This window comes from Shinella sp. WSC3-e (assembly GCF_945994535.1).
GTDB lineage: Bacteria > Pseudomonadota > Alphaproteobacteria > Rhizobiales > Rhizobiaceae > Shinella > Shinella yambaruensis.
Genome location: NZ_OZ000536.1, coordinates 207,294 through 232,090 on the forward strand (window position 1 = coordinate 207,294; position 24,797 = coordinate 232,090).

The window sequence follows — 24,797 nt, forward strand, 5'->3', positions numbered from 1 at the left end:
CCTCCAGCTACTTGTTCTCGTTGATGGGTGGGGGCGGCGGCGTTGGTCGGCCTGATTGCCGCGTCTGGTCGAGCTTGGCGTTGGCAAGCCCGAGCAGCGATCCGGCATAGGCGCCGGGTGAGGCGATGGCCTTCTCCTTGGCTGCCGATCCGGCAGCCCATCCAGCACTTCCAATGCCGGACGCCATGCCGCGAAGTGCCGCGCCCGCCATCGACGAGCCCCCGGCCCTCGCCGAGCTCGCCGTCTGCGCCCCTTTTGTTGCAGCACTTGCGCCGAGGAACGCCCCGCCGGCTGCGAAGGTGGCGGCCTGGCCGCCATGGCGGATCGCTTCCATGCCGCCGGCGATGGAGGCGCCCTGGACCACGCCCTGCAGGATCGGCGGGACATACATGGCAATGACGAAGACCACGACCGAGATGCCGGCGATCGCAAGCGTGGTGATGAACTGCTCGGAGGTCGCCGTCGGCGCCTCGGCGAGCCCCAGCAGAATGTCGGAGCCGATCTTGGCGATCATTACCAGCGCCATCAGTTTCATGCCGACGGAGAAGGCGTAGACCAGATATTTGACCGCGAAATCCTTGGTGAAGGACGAGCCGCCAAGACCGAGCATGATCATGCCGGCGAGCAGGCCGACATACATCTCGACCATGACGGCGACGAAAATCGCGGCAACCAACGAGAAGGATACGACGACCACGACCATGGCGAAGACCGCGGCGATCGCCAGCGCGTTGTCTTCCCATAAGCCGAACTTCGCCTGTTCCGACATCTTGGTTGCGACCCGGATGCCCGCGTCGAAGATGTTTGCGGGTGATGCCGAGCCGCCGCCGGCGCCGATTTGGTAGAGGCTATCGACCACGGCTTTGGCGAAGGACGGCCCCTGGTCCAGGATGAAGGCGAAGAGGCCGATGAACATGATCCGCCGCACGAGCTCGGCAAACCAGCTGTCGAGCGAGGCGGCGTTGATCGCCAACCATACCGCGGCAATCCCGATCTCGATACCGGCAAGGATCCAGAACAGCGAACGCGCCGCGTTCATCGCCGTTGTCTCCCAGCCTTTCGCGGCGGTTACGACGGAGTTTTCCAGCGTCGTCAGGACCGAACCCTGTTGGGCAAGCGCCGGTGTCGTCGCCAACAGGATGAGGCCGATCGAAATGAACACGAGTTCCAGCTTCCGGGAGGGGTGGACGATCACCATCGCGGTTTCATCTCCTGCCCGCCACGGACGTCGCGATCCGGATCGCCGCTGAAGAATTTTTCGCGATGCTCGCGGCGCTCGGTTTCGGAAGCAGATTGCGTCGCGGCTGCGCCCGATCCGGACACGGGAGCCGGACGCGGCTGGACCACGTTCCAGGTGACGATGCCGGCGCTGAGCGCGACGATCCCCGCCAATACCAGGATGAACAGCAGACGCGGGCTCACCAGCGTGGCTCCATGGTCTGGCCACCACGGATGTCGCGCTCGGTCGCACTGAAAAATTGTTCACGGCGCGCCTGGGCCAGATCCTTTTGAGCCTGCTCGGACTGGAACCATGTGCCCATCATGGTCATCTGCTGGGAGACGAGACCGCGCAGCTTCTGCATCTGCGCGACCTGCTGTGCGGCGATCTGATGCCCGACTTGCAGTGCCTTCATCTGACCATCGGCCGACTCTGACATCGAGCGAAGCGACGACATCGTGCTCTCTTCGCTGGAAAACTGGTCGGCCGTCAGGTTCGCTGCCTTCAGGGTTCCGGCGATCGTGTCGTGATTGGTGTTCGACCAGTTCTGGTAGGTTGTGGAGAAGCTCGCTCCATCAGGCAGATTGCTCTTCATCTCGGCAAAGCTCTGGAAACGCTGCTTCAGCACATCGTCGATATTACCCATCGAGAAGGCGACGCCCTGTCCTTGGGCGACGACGTTTTGCAGGCTCTTCAGGTCGCCTTCGACCTGCCCCCAGATGTGGTTCGGCAATTGCGCCGTGTTCTGCAGGAGATTGTTGTAGATGTTGAGCTGGTTCTGGATCTGCTCGGCAAGCTGGGAGATCTGGGTGATCTGGTTGTTCACCTGCTCCGCGGACTTGCCGACCAACGAGACAAGCTCGGCATTGTTGGCAAGCTGCGTCCACTCTGTCGCCTGCCCGGTGACGCCGCCGGCTTGAGCCGTGACCGGTAGGGTGGCGGAGAGCATAATGGCCGAGATAATTGTGGCGCACGCCACCTTACTTGGCCGGGAAGAATGTTTCGGCATGGGCGATCCCCCTTTGCTGGAGCCAAGGACAAGGCCATGCGGCCCCATGTTCGGAATGCAGGGCGCGGATGCGCTTCAGATCTTCCTTGCCGGATGCCCCGACAAACGAAAGCGCGACGGGCCCGAGCGCCATGTCGAAGAGCCTGCGGCCCTCGGGCGAGACGACGTAGTATTCGCGCTTTGCAAGCGCCGTCGCGACGATCTCGATCTGCCGTTCGTTGAAGCCGATGCGTTCATAGAACTCTCGCGTGCCTGGCTCCCGCGCGGCCCCATTCGGCAGGCAAATCTTGGTCGGGCAACTCTCCTTCAGCACATCGATGATACCGGAGCGTTCGGCGTCCGAAATCGACTGGGTGGCAAGCACCACACCGCAATTGGCCTTGCGCAGCACCTTCAGCCATTCGCGAATCTTGTCCCGAAACACCGGGTGGCCGAGCATCAGCCAGGCCTCGTCGAGAATGATGAGGCTAGGGTAGCCCGTCAGGCGTTTCTCGATGCGGCGGAACAGGTAGGTGAGGACGGGCACGAGATTGCGTTCGCCCATGTTCATCAGTTCCTCGATCTCGAAGCACTGAAAGGCGCTGAGTGCCAGACCGTCCTCCTCGGCATCGAGAAGCTGCCCCATGGGGCCATCGACGGTGTAGTGGTGCAGCGCGTCCTTGATCTCGCGCATCTGCACGCCCGACACGAAGTCGGAAAGCGAACGGCCTCGCGATTCCGCCATCAGCCCGATCTGCCGGGAGATGGCGTTGCGATAGTCCGGGGTGATGGTCACACCCTGCAGTGCCACCAGGGTCTCGACCCATTCCGACGCCCAGGCGCGGTCGCCATCGGTCGAAAGCTCGGCAAGCGGGCAGAAAGCCAGCGCCCTCCCCTTCCCTTCCGGATGAATATCGCCGCCGATCTGGTAGTGATCGCCATCAATGCCAAGCGTCAGCGGCAGCATCGAGCCGCCCTTGTCGAAGGCGAAGACCTGCGCGTCTGGATAACGCCGGAACTGCGCGGCGATCAGCGCCAGCAGGGTCGACTTGCCGGAGCCGGTCGGCCCGAAGATCAGCGTGTGCCCGACGTCGTCGACATGCAGGTTCAGCCGGAACGGCGTCGAGCCGCTGGCAACCTGCATCAGCGGCGGTGAGCCCGGCGGATAGAACGGGCAAGGCGCCGTCGGGCTTCCCGACCAAACGGAGTTCAGCGGAATGAGGTCGGCGAGATTGCGGGTGTTGATCAGCGGCTCGCGGATATTGGCATAGGAGACGCCCGGCAGGCTGCCGAGAAAGGCGTCGGTCGTATTCAGTGTCTCGATCCGTGCGCCAAAACCTTCCGCCTGGATCAGCCGGCGGACCGCCTCGCATTTCTCCTGCAAGCGGGGCTGCAACTCGTCGAAAATGACGATGACCGGTGTATAGTAGCCATAGGCGACGAGTTGCGAAGAGGCTTCGGCAATCGCATCCTCGGTCTCCGTCACCATCATCATGGCGTCCTGATCGACTGAGCGGCTCTGTGTCTGGAAGAGCTGATCGAAGAAGGGCCTGACTTTCTGCTGCCACTTCTTGCGGGTGCGTTCCAGCTTTGCCCGCGCCTCCTCGGCATCGAGGAAAACGAAACGCGACGACCAACGATAGGTGAGCGGCATCAGGTCGAGGCTGTTCAGGATACCCGGCCAGCTCTCGGCCGGCAGGCCGTCGATCGCCACGAGACCGAGAAAACGATTCTCCACCAGCGGCGTCAGGCCATGCTGCAACTCGGCCGTCACCAGCCAGTCGAGATACATCGGGATCTCGGGTAGGCGGACCGGATGGTTCTCGCCGGTGATGCAGAAGCGGATGAACTGGAAGAGCTCGTCATAACGGGCAACCCGGAAGCCACCACGCTCTGACGTCTCCCGCGTCACCATCCGGCGAATCGAGACGACATTAGCGAGATATTGCTCGACCTCGCGGATCGAGGTCAGAAACGTCTCCAGGGCCTTGTCGGCATAGGTAGCCGATCGGCTAACCGTATCCGAATAGACATAGCGAGTCAGGCCGGAGCGCCGCGGCTCCGGCGGCCGCCATGTCAGGATCATTGCGTGCCGGCTCTCGAAATGCCCCCTCTCCTTCTGGAAATGCGCTCGCCGTTCGGCGTCGATCGCCCGCGTGACCGGATCGGGGAAGTGGCAATCGGTATCGACCGGATAATCATCCGTCGGCACGCGAACCGCCTCGACCTGAATCATCCATCCGGAGCCGAGCCGAGACAGGATCGCGTTGATCTGCCGCGACACCTCGTTGCGTTCGGCGTCGGTCGAGCTCTCGCTGTCCGGTCCGGCGAAATACCAGCCGGCCATCAGCGAACCGTCCTTGAGCAGGATCACGCCGTTGTCGACCAGGCCGGCATAGGGCACCAGATCGGCAAAGGACGGACCAGAATGACGGAATGACTTGACGGCAACCATCGAGAACCCTCAGAACTTGCGCCAGGGCGAGGACGTTGCGCGATAGAACGCCTTGTAGGAGATATGGCGGACATAGACCCGCCGCATCAAAGGATCGGCCTTTGCCATCATGCGCAGTGCCGCGACAGCGATCAGCCAGATCGCGAGGCCGAAGAGCGCTGCGTACCAGGTCAGCACAACGAAGATCAGGATGATGGCGGCAAGTGCCGTCAGCAGCACCAGCTCGCGGTCGGCGCCCATCAGCAGGTTCGGACGCGATAGCGCCCTGTGTACAGGCGAGCGGGAAAGGTTGGAGCCGGGCTCAGCCATGCGCTCCCTCCCCTTCTCTTGAAGGTTCGCGCGGCGGCGTAGCGATGTCGGTCGCTGACGGTGTGTCGGCCGCCCCGATCGACGCACCGGTCGCGCCGAACAAGGCGACGATCTGTGTTGAGCCAAGCAGGACCCCGCCGACAAGGGCGATGAAGCAAAGCCGCCGCGCGAAATCATTCAGTTCGCCACCGAAGATCAGCATGCCGCCGGCGATGGCAACGGCTGCCAGGGCAATAAAGCCGGCGACGGGTCCGGTGATCGATTGCTGGATCTGCTGCAGCGGCGACTCCCATGGCAGGCCGCCGCCGCCCGAGGAGGCCAGTGCCGGTTCTGCGAGGGTTAAAGCGATGGTGGCGAGGCCCAGGGTGGCGAGATTTATCCTTGTCTCATGCGGCATGGCTGTCCTCATCAATCTGGGCGTAGTGTTCGGTCCGGTAGCGGGCATTGCTGAACCCCTCGACATGGATCACGTCCCGGACCCGTCTGCCCTTCCCTGTTCGTTCGATGGAAACGACGAGATCAACGGCCTCGCCGATGACTTCCTGCATGGGCTGCTGGCTCGCTTCCGCGGTCAGTTGCTCCAGCCGGCGCAGGGCCGACATCGCCGTGTTGGAATGGATGGTGGTGACGCCGCCCGGATGGCCGGTGTTCCATGCCTTGAGCAGAGTGAGTGCGGCGCCGTCGCGGACCTCGCCGACAATGATGCGGTCCGGTCGCAAACGCATGGTGCTTTTCAGGAGCCGGGCCATATCGACCGTCTCGGTGGTATGCAGGCACAAGGCGTTTTCCGCCGCGCACTGGATCTCGGCGGTGTCTTCCAGGATGACCATGCGAGCGTCCGGCGCCGTCGCGACGATCTCGGCGATGACGGCATTGGCGAGTGTCGTCTTGCCGGACCCGGTTCCGCCGGAAATGACGATGTTCATGCGCGACGCGATCGCGCTGCGCAGCACAGAGGCCTGTGCCTCCGTCATGACTTTCGACTTGACGTATTCGTCGAGCGGGATCAGCCGCGACGCCCGTCTCCGGATCGTGAAGGCAGGCGCCGATACCACCGGCGGAAGCAGGCCCTCGAACCGATGTCCGCCGATCGGCAGTTCGCCGGAGATGATCGGCTGCTCGTCGTCAGCTTCCGACTGCAGCGCATGGGCGACACTGCCGATGACGACTTCGGCGGTGGCGGCACTCATCGCCCCGGCGGGGGCAACACCGTGCCCCAGCCGTTCGATGAACAGCCTTCCATCGGGATTGAGCATGATCTCGACGACCGTTGCATCGTCGAGTGCGACGCAGAGCTGGTCGCCGAGTGCGTCCTGGAGTTTGCGGACGAGACGAGGATGGGAACGGAGCTGGGTCACGCCGCGCTCCTCAAAGGACCGGCGCCATCGTGCTCGATGGTCGAACGGTAACCTGGCGGGCAAACCGTGTCGAAGCTGGCGCGATCAGCCGGCAGGCTGCCCGCAACGGCTGTGGTATTGCCAATGGCCACGGGATCGCCGAGACGGCTCATCGGCCATCCCGCACGCTTCAGGATGCGCTCGAAGCGAAGATCAGTGGCGGTGACGATCTCGCTGTAACCGTTTGCCATCGACCATTCGATGATGCCGGCGAACATGGTGAGCGTCGCCTGATGGAGGCTCCCTCCCCTCCCCGCTTGAAGCGACGTGTCGACGCAGAAGCGTGAGCTCTCGACCATTGCGGCATGGGGGTCGAGCGAACCGCGCTCCAGCAGTTGCGGGAATATCTGCTCCAGCATCGTCGGGCCAGATGCAGGCAGCAGGCGCGCGCAGCCGACGACTTTCTGGTCGGCGGAGATCGCCAAGATGTAGGTTGGCTGGAGATCATCGTACTGATCCCGCTCACCCTGGTCCGTAATCGTGACATCCCATTCCAGGCGGTCGCCAAACACGGCGGCCCGAAGACGGTGCATCTGGTTCAGGTAGTTGTGGTTGCTTGCGTAGTGGTCGGCCGAGACGCTCAGAATCTGCATTGTGATCTCCGCATGAACTGGTCAGGCGAAGGAAAATCATCTCGTGCTGCGTGTGGCTATGTGCAGATTTGCATCCGGTGATTCTACCGAATCGGCGGTATAGCTCTCGAAAATCGGGCGGAAGGCGGAGTCTAAAATGTTGATAAGAGGTGCAGATCTGCATTTCCTACACCCCGCTGCGAACAACGGGAGGCAGGCTAACTACAAGATAATGATTGATGAATCCGCTTTCGGCTTAACTGGGGCAAAAGCGCGTTAACCTTTCGTTAACCAAAAACGCCTTGCAACCAAACACGCATTCAGTAATCGTCACGGAAAAATGGCATTACATGCCGATTAACCGTGACAAGAGATTCCACCGTGAGCAAAGCTGTTGCCATATCCCGAAATGATCGTCCCTCGGTAGATGTCACTATTGGTGATCACGCTGAACAACTGAGCTCTCAGCTCCAGGCTATGAGCGAAGCCCTGTTCCCTCCGACGTCGCACAAGAGTTTGCGCAAATTCACGTCGGGTGAAGCGGCGCGCCTAATGAAAATATCTGATTCGACCCTTCGAAAGATGACTCTGGCGGGTGAAGGTCCTCAACCCGAACTCGCCAGCAACGGAAGGCGCTTCTACACACTCGGTCAGATTAACGAAATCCGGCATATGCTGGCAGGCTCTGCCCGCGGACGCGAGAGTATCGAGTTTGTGCCCCATCGGCGCGGCTCGGAACACTTGCAGGTCATTGCGGTGACCAATTTTAAAGGCGGCTCCGGCAAGACAACAACGTCAGCCCACCTTGCTCAGTATCTTGCATTGCAGGGCTACAGGGTACTTGCTGTAGACCTCGATCCGCAGGCCAGCCTATCGGCACTCCTCGGCGTTCTCCCGGAGACGGATGTAGGTGCCAACGAGACACTGTACGCGGCAATCCGGTACGACGACTCTAGGCGGTCGCTCAAAGAGGTGATCCGCTCAACGTACTTCGATGGTCTGCATCTCGTCCCGGGAAACCTCGAGCTTATGGAGTTCGAGCACACAACCCCAAAGGCCCTGACTGACCGTGGTTCGAGAGATGGGCTTTTCTTCACGCGTGTCGCCCAAGCATTTGACGAAGTCGCTGACGACTATGACGTCGTTGTGATCGACTGCCCTCCCCAGCTCGGTTTCCTGACACTCAGTGGTCTGTGCGCCGCGACATCAATGGTCATTACGGTGCACCCGCAGATGCTCGATATCGCGTCGATGAGTCAGTTTCTGCTTATGACTCGCGATCTTCTCGGTGTCGTGAAGGAGGCCGGAGGGAATCTACAGTATGATTTCATCCGCTATCTGCTGACCCGGTTCGAACCTCAGGATGCCCCGCAGACGAAGGTCGCGGCGCTGCTGAGGAACATGTTCGATGATCACGTCCTGACTAATCCGATGGTGAAGTCTGCGGCGGTTTCCGACGCCGGCCTTACGAAACAGACGCTCTATGAAATCGGGCGAGAGAATTTAACTCGTTCGACATACGACCGGGCGATGGAAGCTTTGGACGCGGTGAACGCCGAAATCGAAGGATTGATTAAGGCTGCCTGGGGACGCCCATGATTGGAGTATTACAGGATCCCTACATACCGTTGGGAGCTCCCAACAGACTCCACCAGAGCCGATTTCTGTTTTCGTTGCAGGGATCGTATCCAACAATTTTGAACCAAAAGGTTGGGGGAAGCCGCCGCCCAAGCTGCTTTAGCCGCAGCTTGTTGGGAGCTCCCAACAGGCCGCCTTCCGCCGGATGCGGTGCTTCGAAACTAGCTTGCGGAGATCAACGCCATGAGCCGTAAGGACGCGATCGACTCATTGTTCCTCAAAAAGCCGGTTGTGAGCGAAAAGGCTGCAACGGACAAGTCAGCTGCCCGTGTGCGCACTGGCGCAATCTCCGCGATGGGCTCGTCACTGCAAGAGATGGCGGAGGGAGCGAAAACCGCAGCTCGACTTCAGGATCAGTTGGCTTCGGGCGAGGCGGTCGTTTCCTTGGATCCGTCGATGATTGAAGGATCGACGATTGCCGACCGATTGCCGACCGCTATTGACCCAAAATTCGATCAGCTCAAGGCAAGCATCGCTGAAAACGGACAGCAAGTCCCGATCCTCGTTCGACCTCATCCGGAAAAGACTGGCCGGTATCAAATTGCATACGGACGTCGGCGGCTACGGGCTGCCATAGATCTGGGTCGAGAGGTGTCGGCGATCGTCCGAAGCCTGACCGATCGTGACCTGGTGGTGGCTCAAGGACGAGAGAATCTTGATCGCGCCGACCTTTCATTCATTGAGAAGGCGCTCTTTGCGCTCCGGCTCGAGGATGCGGGTTTTGATCGCGCAACCATTACTGCTGCCCTATCGACCGACAAGTCTGACCTAAGCCGCTATATCGCCGTCGCGCGGAGCATTCCAGAAAAGCTTGCTATCCAGATTGGCCCGGCCGCGAAAGCGGGTAGATCGCGCTGGGCAGCGCTTGCTGAAAGCCTCGGGAAACCAAAGGTCATGGACGCTGTTGAGGCGATTCTGGGGTCTGAACGGTTCTTGGACGCAGATAGCGATGCTCGTTTCGCTCTCATCTTCGATGTTGCATCGAAGCGGCCGGCCAAGCCTTCCAGGAAAGTAAAAAACTGGAGCACGCCGAAAGGGAAAAAGGCGGCGCGCATCCAGTTAGAGACCGGGAAGACAGCATTAATTTTCGACGAGAAACTGGTGCCATCTTTCGGAGAGTATGTCGCGGACCAGTTGGATCGTTTGTATGTCCAATTTCTTGAAACGAATGAAGGAGAGAAAGCCGACCGAGGGTGAGATTTGCATCAATTCCGAGCCGCGCTCGGTAGAGATGAAAAACTACGAACCGCAAAAGAAAAAGGCCACCGAAACAAATTCCGGAAGCCCTTCTCTGTAGTGTCGCGACTAAGAGAATCGCATTTCCGAGAATCACCGTCAAGAGTCTTCTGAGGCTCAACGCCGTTTCGGCGAGCAGATTTCTTTTGCCTAGCAGAAGGTAAAAGGAAATGCAGACGCATATCTCGACGACGCCCTTCGGGCGGCGGGCGATGACGCTCGGCCATATCGCAAGTCAAATGACTGCAAAGGCAATCTCACCTGACGCTGCCGTCCACAAGTGGCAGGTCTTCCAGCATATCCGCGAAGCGCGGGAACTGATTGGTGCTACGGATCGGTCACTCACGATTCTCAACGCATTGCTGTCGTTTCACCCGGACACATCCTTGAGCGGCGACGCGGAGCTTGTAGTCTGGCCGTCCAACGAGCAGCTTGCTGCGCGCGCAAATGGGATGCCGCCGACGACCCTCAGACGGCATATCGCGGTGCTTGTCGATTGCGGCGTGATCATCCGCCGCGACAGCCCCAATGGCAAACGCTTCGCTCGCAAGGGAAGGGGAGGGGAGATCGAACAGGCCTACGGCTTCGACCTGTCGCCGATCGTGGCGCGGGCGGACGAGTTTCGAGACCTGGTTGAGGCACTGCAAGCTGAGAAGAAGGCGTTTCGCGTTGCGAAGGAGCGTCTCACGTTGCTCCGGCGCGACATCGTCAAGATGATTGAAACCGGCATTGAGGAGAACGTTCCGGGGAACTGGGGCAGGGTCACGCAGACCTATCAGCGGATCATCGCGAGGCTCCCACGTTCGGCTCCCCGGCAGCTTGTGGACGACATTGCGCAGGAACTTCACGAACTCTGCGTCGATATCCGTGACGTGTTGGAATCATTCGCGAAAACGCAGAATCTGGACGCCAATGAGTCCCATTCCGGTCGTCACATACAAAATTCAAAACCAGACTCTAATTTTGAATCTGAATACGGCTTTGGAAAAGATGATGAAGTGAGCGGCGGCGTTGCGGAAACCGTCAACGTGCGGAGCCTGCCGAAACGGGAGCTACCATTGGGGATCGTGCTGGATGCCTGCCCCGAAATCCGTGAACTGGCACAAGGAGGGGATATCCGGCACTGGCGAGACTTGCTGGCGGCCGCGGAACTGGCCCGGCCGATGCTGGGGATCAGCCCGAGCGCCTGGCGGGAAGCCTGTGAGGTCATGGGAGAGCAGCATGCCGGGATCACGCTGGCCGCGATCTACCAGAGGGCCGGTCAGATCAGCAACGCCGGCGGCTATTTGCGCAGCCTGACGGACCGCGCCAAGGACGGGAAATTCTCGACCTGGCCGATGATCATGGCCTTGCTCAGGGCAAAGCTCGATGCGCAGAAGTCCGGCGACGATCGCGGTCTGGCTGGGAGCCGATCGAATGATGCGGCCGAAGCCGGAGATCGGCTGCAGGTGTCGGATTCACTGTTGAAGAGCTTGAAGGGCCTGCAGACGCCGAAATCGCGATGAAGGCCGCGCTGCTATCCGGCGCTGGAGATCAGTCCCGATCGGCGGGCACGATCGATGAGGTTCTTCACGGACGAGGGCGACCATTTCGAGCCGCCGCGCGGAGTGCGCTCATGCAACCTTTCGAGTTGGGCCGCGATTTCGCGCAGCGTCAGGTCCGAGTTCGACGAGTGAATGCCGGCGACCAACGTCATCAAGCGATCTTCAGGCGGACGGGGAGGGGACTTGCGAAGCAACGCCGCATCGGCCATGCGCTCCGCGACCATCCACTTCACGGCGCGGCGAAGACGCTCTGGCGTCCAATCGAGGCCGCGTTGGTTCAAAACGCGGGCGATGTCGTCCCAGGTGTGATCCGGCCGCATGCGCCGAACGGTCGGAAGCCATTGATTGGCGGTAGCCTGGATGCGATCGCCGTAAGCCGCTTTCTGCGCCGCGGTCATTTTGGCCAGCGCCTCGGGCCGTTTTTCCCGGATACCCGGGTTGCCGGGCAGTCGGCCCTTCGCTTTTGCGGCCTTGATGCCTGCCTTCGTTCGCTCGGAGATCAGTGCGCGTTCTAGCTGCGCCACGGCGCCAAGCACCTGGAGAGAAAACATTCCCTGCGGCGTCGACGTGTCGATCGGATCGCGGAGCGACCGAAAATGCGCGTTCTTCGCAGTCAGATCCTCGATCACCTTGAGCAAATGACTAACGGAGCGCGCCAGACGATCGAGCCGCACGACCACAAGTGTGTCGCCGGCATTGATCTCTCGAAGCAACTTGGACAGGGCTGGACGGGCGCGCGATGCGCCGGATCCGTGTTCCTGAACGATGACGTCACAGCCGGCCGAGCGGAGCTCAATCTCCTGGGCCTCCGTCATCTGTTCGTCCGTCGAGACGCGCGCATAGCCGATTAGCCGGCCCTGTGGTCGACGGGAAGTGCGATTGCGTGTGTCAGCGGGCATCTGGAGCGCCTAAGAGAGTTGTTCTGGTGCGGATTTCCAATTGTAGAAGATAAGGATAACCGATCGTTTGTAAACGTCTCTTGTTTCCATTTGCCGCAGCGCTGAATGTCGAAACCATTGGAAAAATGGCCTTTCTCGTCGACCTGAGGCGCGGTGGGCATACCTCTGTTCAATCCGGAAGGCCTAGCCGCCTTTACTAAGTACGCGCGCGGGAAATCTACCTATGTGACGGAAGCGAAGGACATGATAACTTCTGTATCGGATTGGCAGGCATTTTATTACAATGGCTTACGAAATCGAGAAATTGCCTCTGGAGACGCTTCTTCCAGCCATTGCACGGGCCGAAGATCGACTTGCCCGACTCGACGAGGTTGTACGCCGCAGCCCCGTCGGCGATGGTTTTGTCGAGCGGGGACATTTCTTTGATGCGGCTGCCAGTATGTGGGTGGCGGGCGAACTCGTCCATGTCGAGGACCTCGTGCTCCACGATGCCCAAATGGATATCCGGGCGCCCACCCATGAGCTGACCATCGGGCACACGATCCTCCGTGCTCGGCGTCGGATCTTCGGTGCCGATCCCGCCTGGGCGGTCAGCGAGGGCGGCGTGGCTGCGCTGACAGGAGCGGTTCTCGGCGCGGAGCGGCAGCAAGAGTTCGCGCTGGCCGGGCGAGCAGGGGAGGGGAGCGTCGATCTCGACGATGATGAGGATGGTGTGCTTGCCCGCGAGTTCGCTGATATTGATGCGATCATATGTCGCTCGCAGCGCGTCCTCGACGCGTTGAGCGACGGCTCTGCGCCGACATCCGCAGCGCGCCCCTCACTCGCCGTCGGCGACCTGGTTATCCGCGACCCAGACTGGGATGAGGCGGAACGGCTGTCACAATGGCGTTCGGTCCTGAAGTGTGCAGAAACACTGCCACCCGCACTTGCGGCCGTGCTGTTGTACGACGCCTGGGAATCCTTGGAGCCGGTGCAACGCCAGCACTGGCTCGGTGGCCAGCTCGTCGTCGCCTATCTCCGGTCGAGCGGCAAGATCATCTCGCATCTGCTGGCATACAATGTCGGGCTGAAAGCTGTTCCTCGAGAGCGACGTCGCGCGAGAGAGCGAACGACGCGGTTGCTCGCTTTCCTTGAGGCGATGTCTATCGCGGCGGAGGCTGGTATGAAGGAGATCGTCCGGCTCAACCAGGCGCGGGATCAGATGGAGCGGAGGATGCGCGGCCGTCGCTCGTCGAGCAGCCTTCCGGCGGTGATCGATCTGATCCTGTCGCGCCCGATCGTGTCGGCGTCCATGATCGCAAAGGCGGCCGGGGTGACGCCCCGCGGCGCTCTGAATTTAATTAGCGAGCTTGGTGCTCGCGAGATGACGGGCAGGGGTAGATACCGAGCGTGGGGCGTTCTCTAGACCCGCACGACCTTGCTCCCTTGCCACCAGGTGGCCCGATCATGCAATGCGTTTCACTCTAGCAGGGTTATTCAGCGCTTGTTGAAAACCATCGTCCACTGAAATTCGCTTGACTGGTTTCACCGAAGGCGCCATTTTCAGCAAATGTTGAAAACCGACGACTCATTGAATGAACTCGAAAGCCAAGCAGCGAAGGTTGTTGAGGGGCTGCTGCAGAGTGTGCCCGTCTTACGGATAAACAAAGTGGAGCTGACGTCACCACGCTCCGGCGTCGATATTCTGGTAGAACTCAACATCGATGGGCATCACCATTTCCTGGTTTGCGAGGTCAAGCCAGCGGGCCAGCCGCGGCATGTGCGTGCGACCCTCCTTCAGCTCCACAAAGCCGCGGATCATTTCGATCCACCGGCAACACCGATCTTCATCGCGCCATATCTATCGCCGGATGCGCAAGCGCTATGCCGGGAGTTCAATGTTGGATTTATCGATTTCGTGGGGAACGCGCGGATCGCGTTCGAAAGCGTCTTCATCGAGCGGCAGGTCGACGCGAAGCCACCCGCGGTCCACCGCAGTCTGAAATCAATATTCAAACCAAAGTCGGCGCAGGTTCTTCGGGTTCTTCTTCGCGATCCTATTCGACCATGGCGAGTCGCAGACCTCGCCCAGGCCTCCGATGTCAGCCTTGGCCACGTGAGTAATGTTCGGAGCGAGTTGGTCGACCGCGAATGGGCCGAGGTTACGGAAGATGGCTTGCGGCTTTCTCAGCCCGATGGACTCCTTGACTCTTGGCGCGAAGCCTATGAAGCGCCGGCAGGCGAGCGCATGAGTTTTTACACGACGCTCCATGGCCAATCCTTGGAGGCCTCTGCGCGAGGCGCACTTGGTGCACAGGAAGGCTATCCCCACGCTGCGTTCGCCTCGTTTTCGGCGGCGCACTGGCTGGCCCCTTATGGCCGCGTTGCCACACAACATTTTTACGCGGATGCGGCCGGGCTCAACCGTCTGCGCGATGCCCTGAAACTTTCCCCCGCGGCGTCGGGAGCGAACGTTGTGGTTACGGTGCTTAAAGATCGTGGCCTCTTCAACGATATCGTCGAGCCTGCCCCGAATGTAATCTGCACGAGTCCCGTCCAAACCTATCTTGATCTTTCCATCGCGGGCGAACGCGGAGCGGAAGCTGCTGAACATCTCAGAAAGGAACTCCTTTCATGGCGAAAATAGTGCCGCCCGAGCCTCAGTCCGCAGCGGATTATGAGGACCGCACAACGAAGGCCGTGAAGGGTGTCCTTGTCGAAATCGGACAGATCCTCGGCAGCTTCAAAGGGAAGTTCGCGGTGATTGGTGGTGCGGTTCCCTGGCTGCTGCTCGACAATGAGGACATGCCCCATCTGGGGACACTTGATGTCGATCTCGGCCTCGACGCGGAAGCCCTCGGCGATGGCGAGTATGTGAACTTGGTCGAGGCTCTCTTGGGCAATGGGTACAAGCAGAGGGAGGAACTTCGGCGCTTTCAGCTTGTCCGTCAGGTGCCGGTAAACGATGGCGGGGCGCCCATCGACATCGTCGTCGATTTCCTCATGCCCCGTCACGCGGAGATCGTGAAGAATAGCCCGCCGATCTTGAGCGATTTTGCTGTTCAGCGCGCTGACGGAGCGGACCTTGCTCTTCGCTTCTACCAACTCGTCGCGATATCCGGAGATATGCCGGAAGGCGGCACCAACCGCGTCGAGGTAGCCGTATGCTCGATCCCTGCCTTGCTTGCGATGAAGGGCTATGCCCTCAACGGCCGTCACAAGCAGAAGGACGCCTACGACATCTATTATTGTATTCGAAATTATCCTGATGGGATCGAAGCCCTGGCCGCAGCGTGCAAACCGCTACTCGAGCATGAGAGCGGCTCACAAGGCTATCAATATATTGCGGAGAAGTTCGACGCGCCCGAAGGATATGGGCCGACGAGCGTCCGAAAATTCGTTGCTGAGACGGATATCCTTGATGGTCGCACACCCGAGCAATGGCAGCAGGATGCCTTCGGGCAGGTCGAGGCGTGGCTGCGAGCTCTTGGTTTGCGACATTGACATAGTCACGAGGCGGAACTCGACGGCATAAAAACACATGATTGGGGGGAATGTGGGTAGTTCCGGATCACGCTGGCTCCGATGGGAGCCTCATATTCATGCACCGGGTACCGTACTGAACGATCAGTTTAATGGCACCGACAGCTGGGAGCAATATCTCACCAGGATTGAAATGGCGGCGCCCGTCATCCGCGCGCTAGGCGTCACCGATTACTATTTGCTCGACACTTATGAGCGCGTCCGTGATGCGAAACACCGCGACGGTCGCCTTCCTGGCGTCGACCTTGTCTTTCCGAATGTGGAGCTGCGACTTGCCTTTGGGACCGTCAAGGGCAACTGGGTGAACTGCCATCTTCTCGTCAATCCGCAGGATCCTGATCATGTAGGGGTTACACAGCGCTTCCTCGCGCAATTGACGTTCGAGTATTCTGGGGATCGGTTCGCATGCACGCCAGACGAGCTAACGCGCCTCGGCTCGAGGATCGATCCCGGTCTCTCTGGACGAGCTGCACTCGCACGTGGCGCGACGCAGTTTAAGGTGAGCTTTGAACAGTTGGTGGAGCTCTATCGCGCGATCGATTGGGCCCAAGCCAATGTTCTCATAGCAGTTGCCGGGAGCGAGCATGATGGCACGTCCGGCATGCGGGGCGAAGCTGAAGGGGCGCAGCGACAGGAGGTTGAGCGGTTCGCTCACATCATATTCGCCAGCAGCATCAGTCAACGGGATTTCTGGTTAGGCCGTAAAAGCAGCGCCACGCCGGACGATATCCGCTCCCGGTATGGAGCACTCAAACCCTGTCTGCACGGAAGCGATGCCCATGAGACAGCAAAAGTCGGGGCTCCCGACGGCGATCGCTATTCCTGGGTAAAGGGGGGTGCTCACTTCGACTCGCTGCGTCAGGCGGTCATCGATCCTGCCGGACGGGCATTTGTCGGCGCCGCACCTCCGACTCGCGCCACGCCCTCGCAGGTGATTTCTTGCGTCACAATCCAAAATGCCGACTGGGCGGCAACACCCGTCGTCGAGCTCAACCCTGGGCTCGTCGCTATCATCGGCGCGCGGGGTTCAGGAAAGACGGCTCTCGCCGACGCGATTGCCGCAGGTTGCGATGCGGCTTCTGAACATCTCAGCCCTGCCTCCTTCCTTCTCCGAGCAGGGGATCTACTCGAAGGGGCAAGTGTCCGACTTGACTGGGGCAGCGGCGACCCATCCGAACGCGATCTGCTCGACTACGACTATGATGCCGAGCTAGACGGACGCTTCCCGCGGGCGCGTTATCTTTCGCAGAAGTTCGTCGAGGAACTGTGCTCGGCTGACGGAATGACCGATGCACTTCTGGCCGAGATCGAACGAGTGATCTTCGAAGCGCATCCCGAAAAGGATGGGACATTTCGCTTCGACCAGCTTCTGGAGCTGCGGGCAACGCGCCTCCGCCTCGCTCGCCAGCGCGAAGAGGATGCCATTTCCACGCTCTCGGATCAGATCGGCCTCGAGCGGGAAAAGAAGCGGCAGATCTCTGGGCTAAAGCAGCAGCTCGCCCAGAAGGAGCAGACCGTCAAGGGATTGGAGAGCGATCGCGACAAGCTCATCGTGAAAGGGAGCGAGGCACGGGCCGACCGTCTTTCAGCCATCACCAATGCCGCCGAAAAGGTGCGTTCGTACGTCCGGTACTTCGCCAATCAGGAGAGTTCGCTCCTCGGCCTGCAGGATGAGGTGAAGGCGTTTCGGCAAAACAAAGCGCCGGAAGCGCTTCGGCAGACGAAATCGAGCTTCGTCGCGGCTCGTCTCGATGACACGGACTGGCAAGCATTCCTGCTTGAGTATCATGGTGACGTCGACGCCGCCCTGGCAGCCAAGCTTGAGACCACACGAAAGAATGCGGCAGCGTGGCGAGGGGTGCCTCCGGCACGTATCACCGATCCCAATCAGTCCTATCTGGCAGAGGGTGCGGACCCAGAGAAGACGCCGCTTGCAGTGTTGGAGGCGGAGGCATTGCGTCTGCAGGCTCTCATCAATATCGACACCGAGACCGCGCAGAAGTTTGCAGCGTTGGTCAAGCGCATTGCCGAGGAGAATACTCAGATCGAGGCCAGCCGCGCCACGCTTGCCGATTGCGAAAAGGCCGCTGTGCGCATGGCGGATCTCAGCAAGCAGCGGCGGGACAGCTACCTACGCGTGTTCGAAGCGATTATCGCCGAAGAGCAGGTCCTGCGTGACTTGTATCAGCCTCTGGTCGACCGCCTACAGGCCGCCCAAGGCACGTTGCAGAAGCTGTCCTTTTCGGCCAGCCGGCATGCCGATGTAAAGCAGTGGGCCGCGCTCGGCGAGAAGCTTTTCGACCTGCGGCGCGCCGGCGATTTTAAGGGAAAGGGCTCGATCGAACAGTGGGCCAACGCCAACCTCCGAAAGGCGTGGGAAACAGGTGATGTGGGCGCCATCGATACGGCGATCCAGCACTTCACTGATGCCTGGCAGGACGAGCTTCTCGCGGTGGCCAATGTACCGGCGAATGATCAATCGGCATATCGAAGCTGGCTGATGCGTTTCGCAAAGTGGCTGTTCAGCACCGACCACATCCAGATCGCCTACAGCATCGATTACGAAGGCACCGACATCACAAAGTTGTCGCCGGGTACGCGCGGGATTGTCTTGCTCCTCTTGTACTTGGCGCTCGACGAGAGCGATCATCGGCCCCTGATCATCGATCAGCCCGAGGAGAATCTCGATCCCAAATCGATCTTTGATGAACTGGTCGCCTTGTTCATCGCGGCCAAGGCCAAGCGGCAGGTCATCATGGTCACCCACAACGCCAACCTCGTGATCAACACGGATGCTGACCAGATCATCGTCGCTAGCGCCGGCACGCATAGCCCTGGCGAACTGCCGTCAATCACCTACGTTTCCGGAGGACTGGAGGACGCCGACATGCGCCATCAGGTGTGCAGTATCCTGGAAGGGGGCGAGGACGCCTTCAAGGAGCGCGCTCGGCGTCTTAGGGTAAGGTTGCAGCGATAGACTGATGGATCTCCGTTCTATCGATGCGCTCCCCTTCTCCGTTAGCCGGTTCGATGGTCGTGAGAACAGAATGCAAGGCCGCGCAGCTGGCAGCGTCGCGGTGTGCTAGGCCGCACGCCGGGACCGTGATGGGCAGGCGATCGGGCTCCGCTGCCACACGAGAGAACAGGAACCCGACCGCCAGGAGCTATGTCAGCGCGAATGGCCCCTCATCCCAGGAGGCTTCGGTGAAGTCGTTGAGCATGAGACCAAGACGACCGGGATCGGTCGCAAGGAGGTAATGCCATTGGCCATATTGCCCCAGTCGGTTGACGGCATCAGTCCAGCGCTGTGCCGCTTTCGCCTTTGCGTCCGCGCCGTCCGTCATCTGCCCTTTGATCTCGATGACGACATTCTGATCCGTGTCGGTGACGACGATGAAGTCCGGCACATATTTGGCCGGAATTCCACGATTCCGATAGGGAATGAAAAAGCCAAGCCGGTCATTCTTGACCCACCTTTTCACGCCGGGATGACTATCGAGAAGGAAGGCGGCGCTTTGCTCCCATCGCTGCGTGTCGGCGACCATCGCATTCAGATGGCAGTGTGTCACGGGATAGATGGGCTTCGTCGTATGGAAATCGACATAGAGGGTGCTGCCACGCCCGGCTGCACCCTGCGGGACGACAGCGACCTCTGCGTCGGCGGTTGATGAACCCTTCTTGATCGCCTCAAGCAGGGAGCCGATCGCTGCCTGCATATATTCGCCGACCAGCAGAACGTCGCAGGGCTGGCTGCCGCCTTTCCGATCCAGCTTCTCGGCCAGGAAGCGCTTTGCAGCGAAAGCGACCTTTGGAAAGAGATGCTGTGTCGGCACCGCCGCCGCGCCGTTATCGGCCTGCCAGCGCAGGCAGATTTCGCGCGCGAGCCGGAAGGCGACCTGCTGGTCGCGGAACATCGCGCGCCAGTCCTTGAGCGACAGGACCGGCTTTTCGCCCGGACCGTAGGCCGCGAGAGTGCCGTCCGGCGTCGTCAGCGGGGTCAGCTCGACGATCTGCGGAATCCTCATCGGATCGATCGTGACCTTGGCGACCTGGTCCCAATCGATGAAAACCTCAAACTGCCCGGACTGGTGGTAGCCGGTCACGACCGGAAAGGTGATCTCGAACTCGGCCTTCTCGGGCACCGAATAGATATGATTGGGTTCCGGCTGCGGGGGAGTCGGTCCGGCAGGCGCAACCTTGAACGGGATCAACTCGAACGGCACGCCGAAGACCTTGGCGGTCTCCTCGGCGAACATCTGCGTTTCCTCGTTCAGGGCATAGCTCTTGCGGCGCAGCGCCCGGCCGACAACCTGTTCGCAGAGCAACTGCGATCCGAACGGTCGCAGGCCGACAATATGTGTGACGGTGTTGGCGTCCCAGCCCTCGGCCAGCATTGCGACCGACACGATGCAGCGCACATCCCGGCCCGGCGGGATGCGCTCGTCGATCCATTTCAGGGAGCCGTCATTGTCGTCGCTGGCGACCTTGTCGTTGTGTTTGCGGACCAGCTCCGACCATTCTTCCGGCACCTTGCCGCCCGGCCATTCGGCCTTGCCGACCGTATCGAGGATGTAGCGCAAGCGGCGGGTCTCGTCCTTGCTGCCGCCTTCCTCGATGTCCTCGATGACCTTTGAGTCGATGCGGACCGTGACCTCCTGGCCGGGTGAATTCCGAAACCAGGGCGGGGAAACGCCGTAGCCGTCATTGCCGTTCGCAAGCCAGGAATGGACTTCCTTGGCGACGGCCGTGTCGCGGCAGACGACAATGAAGACAGGCGGCACGGGATGTTTGTGCTGCTGCTTCGAGAACTGCTCCCATTCAAGAAAGCGCTCATGCCACTCGGCCGCCAGTAGATTGATCGGCGCGCTGGCATAATTCATGACCAGCTCAGGTGTGAGATTGGTGCCGTAGCCGTCTTCCTTGGCTTTAGCCTGCACCCATCGCCAGATATTGAAATAGGCAGCTTCCTCGGCCCCGGTCACGTCACGGGCGGGCAATTGCGGGATTTTGACAAGGCCGGACTCGATGGCATCGAGAAGGCCGAAGTCGGAAACGATCCACGGGAACGGCTTACCGACCTCATTGCCGGAACCCTGGATATAAAAGGGCGTAGCTGACAGATCGACGCAGAGATTGATCCCCCGCCTGCGGCTGCCGCCGGCAAGGCGGTTTATGCGGTCTAGCCCCTCGATCCAGATTGTCGCCTCGCGCTCATTCTTCTTCGCAAGGTCCTTGTCTTCCTCAAGAGCCTGATCCTCGGCTCCGGCGTCGCCGCGCCGATAGGCGTGATGCGCCTCGTCGTTGAAGATCAGCCAGTGCGGGCTGCGTCCTTTTCCGCTGCCCAGCTCGCGCCGGATGCGCTTGAACCAGGCCGCGTCGGATTCAAAGTATTTGATTTCGACGGATTCGTTTTCCTTGCCTGCGTTTTTCACGACTTCCACAGGCTCTCCGGTCTTCACGACCTTTGCGGAATCGCCGTTGACGGTGTTGGTTTCCTTCTTCGCAAGGCGGTGCCAGTTCGCGATCATGACCTCGCCGCGCCGCAATTCCTCCATGCGGTGCGGCGGCACAAGCTGGCGCGTGCGATAGAGGCTCAGGTCGCCGAGCGCAGGGTCCAGCTCCTGCAAACGCTCGCGGATCGTGACGTTGGGGCAGACGATCAGGATGGTGTCGGAAAACCGATCGTCGCGGGGCGAGGCAGTGCGGTTGAGAATCGACCAGGCCGTCAGCATGCCCATGACGGTGGTCTTCCCGGAGCCGGTCGCCATCTTGCAGGCGTAGCGGATGAAGGCGCGAACGCCGGCGGCCTTCGCCTCCAGGCCGGGTTCGTCCTTTGGAATCTCCGGCAAGCCCTTGTGGTAAACGTCGTTGGCCTCGATGAGGAAGATGATCGTCTCGACGGCCTCAATCTGCGCGAAGAACAGCCGCTGCATCCGGTCGCTGCTGCGCCATAGCTCCAGCAATTCCTTGGTGACGGGCGACGCGCCGTCATAGGCGATACCGCCGGACCGACTGCCTGAACGCCATTCCTTCACCCGATCGCGGATGAGGTTGACGATCTCGAGCTCGATTTCCTCGCCCTTCTCGCTCTCGAAAAGCTCGGCCTGCTTCTTATTCTTCCGTCCGCGCCCGGCGTGTTCCGGCACGCGGTAGAAATAGCTGGCGCGCCGTCGTCCTTCTGCCTTGACTGGCGGCTTCCCGCGTTCAATCTGCCAATGGTATTCCGGCTCGCGGAACGGCGAATTGATGATCGGGGAATCGACCTCCGCGACGGTCAGCGGCGGTTGTTGCTTCTCCTGCGCGGCGGGCATCAGCGGGCTTCCTCCGCGCTTTTGACGACCATCAGCTCATTGCCGCGCTCGTCGATGGCCTTGACCGCGATCCGTTTCTTGTCGCCGAGAACGAACGGCTCGCTGACCGTTCCCGCCAGATGTTCCCAAACAGTGTCGGCGAACTGGCCCTTGAGCGACTTCTGTAAATTGTCCCACGCACTGGTCTTCGGGAAAAACACCTGGGACGCAAGAAACGCCATGCCATTGTAATTGGTGTCGAGCATCCAGCACGGCAGGTTTTCGGCCTTGATCTCGTCCGTCTCCATCGTATCCGGCCGGAAGATGTCGAGCCCTTTGATGACGACGCGGCGCAGCGGCGTCCCGTCATCGCGTTTTCCGGCGGCTTGCAGCTCCACGTCTGGCAGGCCGGTGATGGAGAAAATCTCGCTGGCCTTGCTGGTTTTGAGCAGGTCGGACATGACCACGTCCGGCGTTACAGACACGTAGACCGTCGGAATTTTCAGCTTGTCGAGCATTTCCCGCGCCTTGGCCTGGATCGCGAAGCCGAACAGGAAAAGCTGCTGGAAGCCCTGCTGCAAAGCCTCGGTATGTGCGTTGAAGACATACTCGGAGCCGATCGCGCCGTCTTCTGGTCCGAAGACGAAGGCGATCCGCTTTTCGGTTCCATCCCGCGCCACGCCTTCGGCGTGAAGATACTCGCGGTCGGAAAGCGGGCTAACAGCCTCCAGCTCCAGCGTCACATTCCCCGGCAGACGTAACGTTTTGCTCTGGCGCAGGACTTCGATCATGCGGTCCAGGTAGGAACGGGGGCTACTCGATTGCGGCTGCATGGCCTGATGCGGTGCATCTTCTTCCAAGCTCATCGCGGCTTGGATGGTCGCCTCCACTGTAAACGGACCGCAGACACGGGTGATCTTGTCGTTTGTTTCCGCGCGATCGGGAATAGTTTCGCATTTCGGATCTTCATCATTGGCGATAGATTTCAACGTGATCCGGGGCACGAGACCCCCAGTTTCCTCTCCCTTGTTGTTGCGCTTTCGCTCGTAGACAAAGCCACCTAACGGGCCTGTGGCTGGCTCTTTGAGCCTATACCAAGGGTAGGTGCTGGTCAGCAGCCGTTGTCGTGCAAGGGCAATCGGCACCCGAGAGGTGTCAACCGTGATCCACCGACGGCCCCACTGTTCAGCTACAACGGCAGTCGTGCCGGAACCGCAGGTGATGTCTAGCACGAGATCGCCTGGCTCGGTCGTCATCAACATGCAGCGTTGCACGACCGAAGGATTTGTCTGCACCGTATAAAGTTTTTTTGCTGCGAAGCCGCTAGTCCCGGTATCCGTCCAGACGTTTGACACAGGAAACAAAGGGAAGTCTGATAGATACCGTTTGTACCGCAATGAATTGCCCATCGCCAAAAGGCGATTATTTTCTGCGAGCTTCCGCATGCCATTCGGAGTAGTTTTCCAATGGCAGTTTGCGGGCACCCGAAAAATCTTGCCATTGAAATCAAATGGTTCGGTATTGCCGGACGTCCCCTGTGCCGACATGTCGCCATGCGTAAGGATGCGAAAGTCGCCAGAAATTTTGCTTGGGTCTGCCTGTTCCTCGGCGGTCATAGAACGAAAAACTGAGCCATCCAAAGACTCAACGTAGGTGTATTGCGTTGCGCCTTCTTCGCCCAATTCTTTTTGCAGGTATATCTGCTGATACTTTACGCTCTTGATGTCTTTCGCATACCAAAGGAGATAGTCAGCAACATTTGAAAGAAGTTTGGGGCTAAATCCGCTTGTTTTATTGAATGCGATAATGGAGCAAAAATTAGCCGCTCCAAAGACCTCATCCAATACTTCGCGCACATGATGCAGGTTGTCGTCGGAAATCTGGACAAAGACAGAGCCGGCTTCTGTCAGCAACTCGCGCGTTAGCGTCAGCCGGTCGCGTAAGTATGTAAGGTAAGAGTGAAGACCCAGCTCCCACGTGTCCCGATAAGCCTTTACCATCTCGGGTTCACGGATCATTTGATTGTCCGGTCCATGCTTCACGTCCCGTTGGCGCACGAACGGCTGGAAATTCGAACCGTACTTCACGCCATAAGGCGGGTCGAAATAGATCATCTGAACCTGGCCGCCCATGCCCTCATATTCAAGCAGGGAGTTCATGACCTGCAAGGAATCGCCGAGGACGAGGCGGTTGGTCCACGGCCCTTTGTGCTCGTAGGCGTCGAGCTTGTCGGCCACGTCGAGGTCGATATCGCCGAACAGGTCAAGATTGGTGCCGAGCGCCTTGTGCGATTTGAGGGTTTCGAGAATGGCCTGCGTCGAATGACGCTCATGCACGAATAGCGGCAGCGTTGGCACCGTCACCTGCTGCCGTTCGGCCTTGCCGGTCCAGTTGAGGAACGGTTTGGTCAGGCTGCGCAGCCGCGCCGCGCATTGCGAAAGGGACGTGAACCGTTCCTCGGTGCCCTGCCAGACCTGCGGTTCAGCAAAGACGGCGGCCTCGCCCTTCTCGGCGGCATCGGCAACCAGCGTCAAAAGCCATTCAGCGAAGGCACGATCAGCGTTTTCATCCCATGAGAGTTCGGGCGCAAGGCTGGAATCGTAGCGGTAGGTCCTGGGCGCTTTCTTACTCGAAAACTGCGCTTCAACGCCGACATCGGGGCGCTGCACTGACTCCTGTTTATGCTTGTATATCGATGTGCCCGAAAGATTATCCTGCACCATCCGAA

The 24,797-nt window shown here is 60.0% G+C and carries 18 protein-coding genes; 7 read left to right on the forward strand and 11 right to left on the reverse strand.

The features are described 5' to 3' along the window. Positions 1-7: 7 nt before the first annotated feature. Genes trbL through traI form a run of 8 tightly spaced genes read right to left on the reverse strand, consistent with a single transcriptional unit; the run spans position 8 to position 6,961 of the window. On the reverse strand, positions 8-1,198 hold the full coding sequence (gene trbL / locus AABF56_RS35020; protein ID WP_272791981.1) for a P-type conjugative transfer protein TrbL: 1,191 nt from the start codon (positions 1,196-1,198) through the stop codon (positions 8-10). Then, a complete protein-coding gene (gene trbK, locus AABF56_RS35025; RefSeq protein WP_272791982.1) occupies positions 1,192-1,422 on the reverse strand; it encodes an entry exclusion protein TrbK in 231 nt (76 codons plus the stop codon). Before trbK ends, trbL begins: the two co-directional genes overlap by 7 nt. Continuing rightward, positions 1,419-2,228 (reverse strand): P-type conjugative transfer protein TrbJ, encoded by an 810-nt coding sequence (gene trbJ / locus AABF56_RS35030; protein WP_272809235.1) that lies wholly within the window; start codon positions 2,226-2,228, stop codon positions 1,419-1,421. Before trbJ ends, trbK begins: the two co-directional genes overlap by 4 nt. Next, positions 2,200-4,662 carry a conjugal transfer protein TrbE gene (locus AABF56_RS35035; protein WP_272791984.1) on the reverse strand — a complete coding sequence of 821 codons (2,463 nt, stop codon included), beginning with the start codon at positions 4,660-4,662 and terminating at the stop codon, positions 2,200-2,202. Before AABF56_RS35035 ends, trbJ begins: the two co-directional genes overlap by 29 nt. A 9-nt stretch (positions 4,663-4,671) precedes the next feature. Beyond that, positions 4,672-4,971 (reverse strand): conjugal transfer protein TrbD, encoded by a 300-nt coding sequence (locus tag AABF56_RS35040; protein ID WP_272791985.1) that lies wholly within the window; start codon positions 4,969-4,971, stop codon positions 4,672-4,674. Further along, positions 4,964-5,368, reverse strand: a complete 405-nt coding sequence (gene trbC, locus AABF56_RS35045; RefSeq protein ID WP_272791986.1) for a conjugal transfer pilin TrbC — start codon at positions 5,366-5,368, stop codon at positions 4,964-4,966. The genes AABF56_RS35040 and trbC overlap by 8 nt, the downstream gene beginning before the upstream one ends. After that, positions 5,358-6,329: a P-type conjugative transfer ATPase TrbB gene (trbB, locus tag AABF56_RS35050; protein ID WP_272809236.1), complete on the reverse strand. Its 972-nt coding sequence runs from the start codon at positions 6,327-6,329 to the stop codon at positions 5,358-5,360. The genes trbC and trbB overlap by 11 nt, the downstream gene beginning before the upstream one ends. Then, complete coding sequence (gene traI / locus AABF56_RS35055) at positions 6,326-6,961, reverse strand: acyl-homoserine-lactone synthase (protein WP_272791988.1); 636 nt, start codon at positions 6,959-6,961, stop codon at positions 6,326-6,328. Before traI ends, trbB begins: the two co-directional genes overlap by 4 nt. A gap of 360 nt (positions 6,962-7,321) precedes the next feature. Between traI and repA the strand changes: the two genes are divergently transcribed. The 3 genes from repA (at position 7,322) to repC (ending at position 11,319) form a co-directional block, all read left to right on the forward strand. Then, on the forward strand, positions 7,322-8,539 hold the full coding sequence (gene repA, locus AABF56_RS35060) for a plasmid partitioning protein RepA (protein WP_217005167.1): 1,218 nt from the start codon (positions 7,322-7,324) through the stop codon (positions 8,537-8,539). A gap of 222 nt (positions 8,540-8,761) precedes the next feature. After that, positions 8,762-9,775: a plasmid partitioning protein RepB gene (repB, locus tag AABF56_RS35065; protein ID WP_272809183.1), complete on the forward strand. Its 1,014-nt coding sequence runs from the start codon at positions 8,762-8,764 to the stop codon at positions 9,773-9,775. A gap of 209 nt (positions 9,776-9,984) precedes the next feature. Then, entirely contained in the window at positions 9,985-11,319 is a 1,335-nt protein-coding gene (gene repC, locus AABF56_RS35070; protein WP_272791876.1) for a plasmid replication protein RepC, read from the forward strand. A gap of 11 nt (positions 11,320-11,330) precedes the next feature. Here the strand turns inward: repC and AABF56_RS35075 are convergent, their stop codons facing one another. Then, complete coding sequence (locus AABF56_RS35075) at positions 11,331-12,257, reverse strand: recombinase family protein (RefSeq protein WP_272791877.1); 927 nt, start codon at positions 12,255-12,257, stop codon at positions 11,331-11,333. Between the two features lie 283 nt (positions 12,258-12,540). On the opposite strand from AABF56_RS35075, the gene AABF56_RS35080 reads away from it, so the two are divergent. The 4 genes from AABF56_RS35080 (at position 12,541) to AABF56_RS35095 (ending at position 18,756) form a co-directional block, all read left to right on the forward strand. After that, positions 12,541-13,662, forward strand: coding sequence for an RHE_PE00001 family protein (locus tag AABF56_RS35080; RefSeq protein WP_272809184.1), 1,122 nt, complete (start codon positions 12,541-12,543; stop codon positions 13,660-13,662). Positions 13,663-13,806: 144 nt separating this feature from the next. After that, a complete protein-coding gene (locus AABF56_RS35085) occupies positions 13,807-14,883 on the forward strand; it encodes a type IV toxin-antitoxin system AbiEi family antitoxin (RefSeq protein ID WP_272809185.1) in 1,077 nt (358 codons plus the stop codon). Next, positions 14,871-15,740, forward strand: coding sequence for a nucleotidyl transferase AbiEii/AbiGii toxin family protein (locus AABF56_RS35090; RefSeq protein ID WP_272809186.1), 870 nt, complete (start codon positions 14,871-14,873; stop codon positions 15,738-15,740). The genes AABF56_RS35085 and AABF56_RS35090 overlap by 13 nt, the downstream gene beginning before the upstream one ends. A gap of 37 nt (positions 15,741-15,777) precedes the next feature. Next, positions 15,778-18,756 (forward strand): TrlF family AAA-like ATPase, encoded by a 2,979-nt coding sequence (locus AABF56_RS35095; protein WP_338341948.1) that lies wholly within the window; start codon positions 15,778-15,780, stop codon positions 18,754-18,756. Positions 18,757-18,943: 187 nt separating this feature from the next. Here the strand turns inward: AABF56_RS35095 and AABF56_RS35100 are convergent, their stop codons facing one another. Next, positions 18,944-22,090 (reverse strand): BPTD_3080 family restriction endonuclease, encoded by a 3,147-nt coding sequence (locus AABF56_RS35100; RefSeq protein ID WP_272809188.1) that lies wholly within the window; start codon positions 22,088-22,090, stop codon positions 18,944-18,946. Beyond that, positions 22,090-24,792, reverse strand: a complete 2,703-nt coding sequence (locus AABF56_RS35105) for a site-specific DNA-methyltransferase (protein ID WP_272809189.1) — start codon at positions 24,790-24,792, stop codon at positions 22,090-22,092. The genes AABF56_RS35100 and AABF56_RS35105 overlap by 1 nt, the downstream gene beginning before the upstream one ends. Between the last annotated feature and the right edge of the window lie 5 nt (positions 24,793-24,797).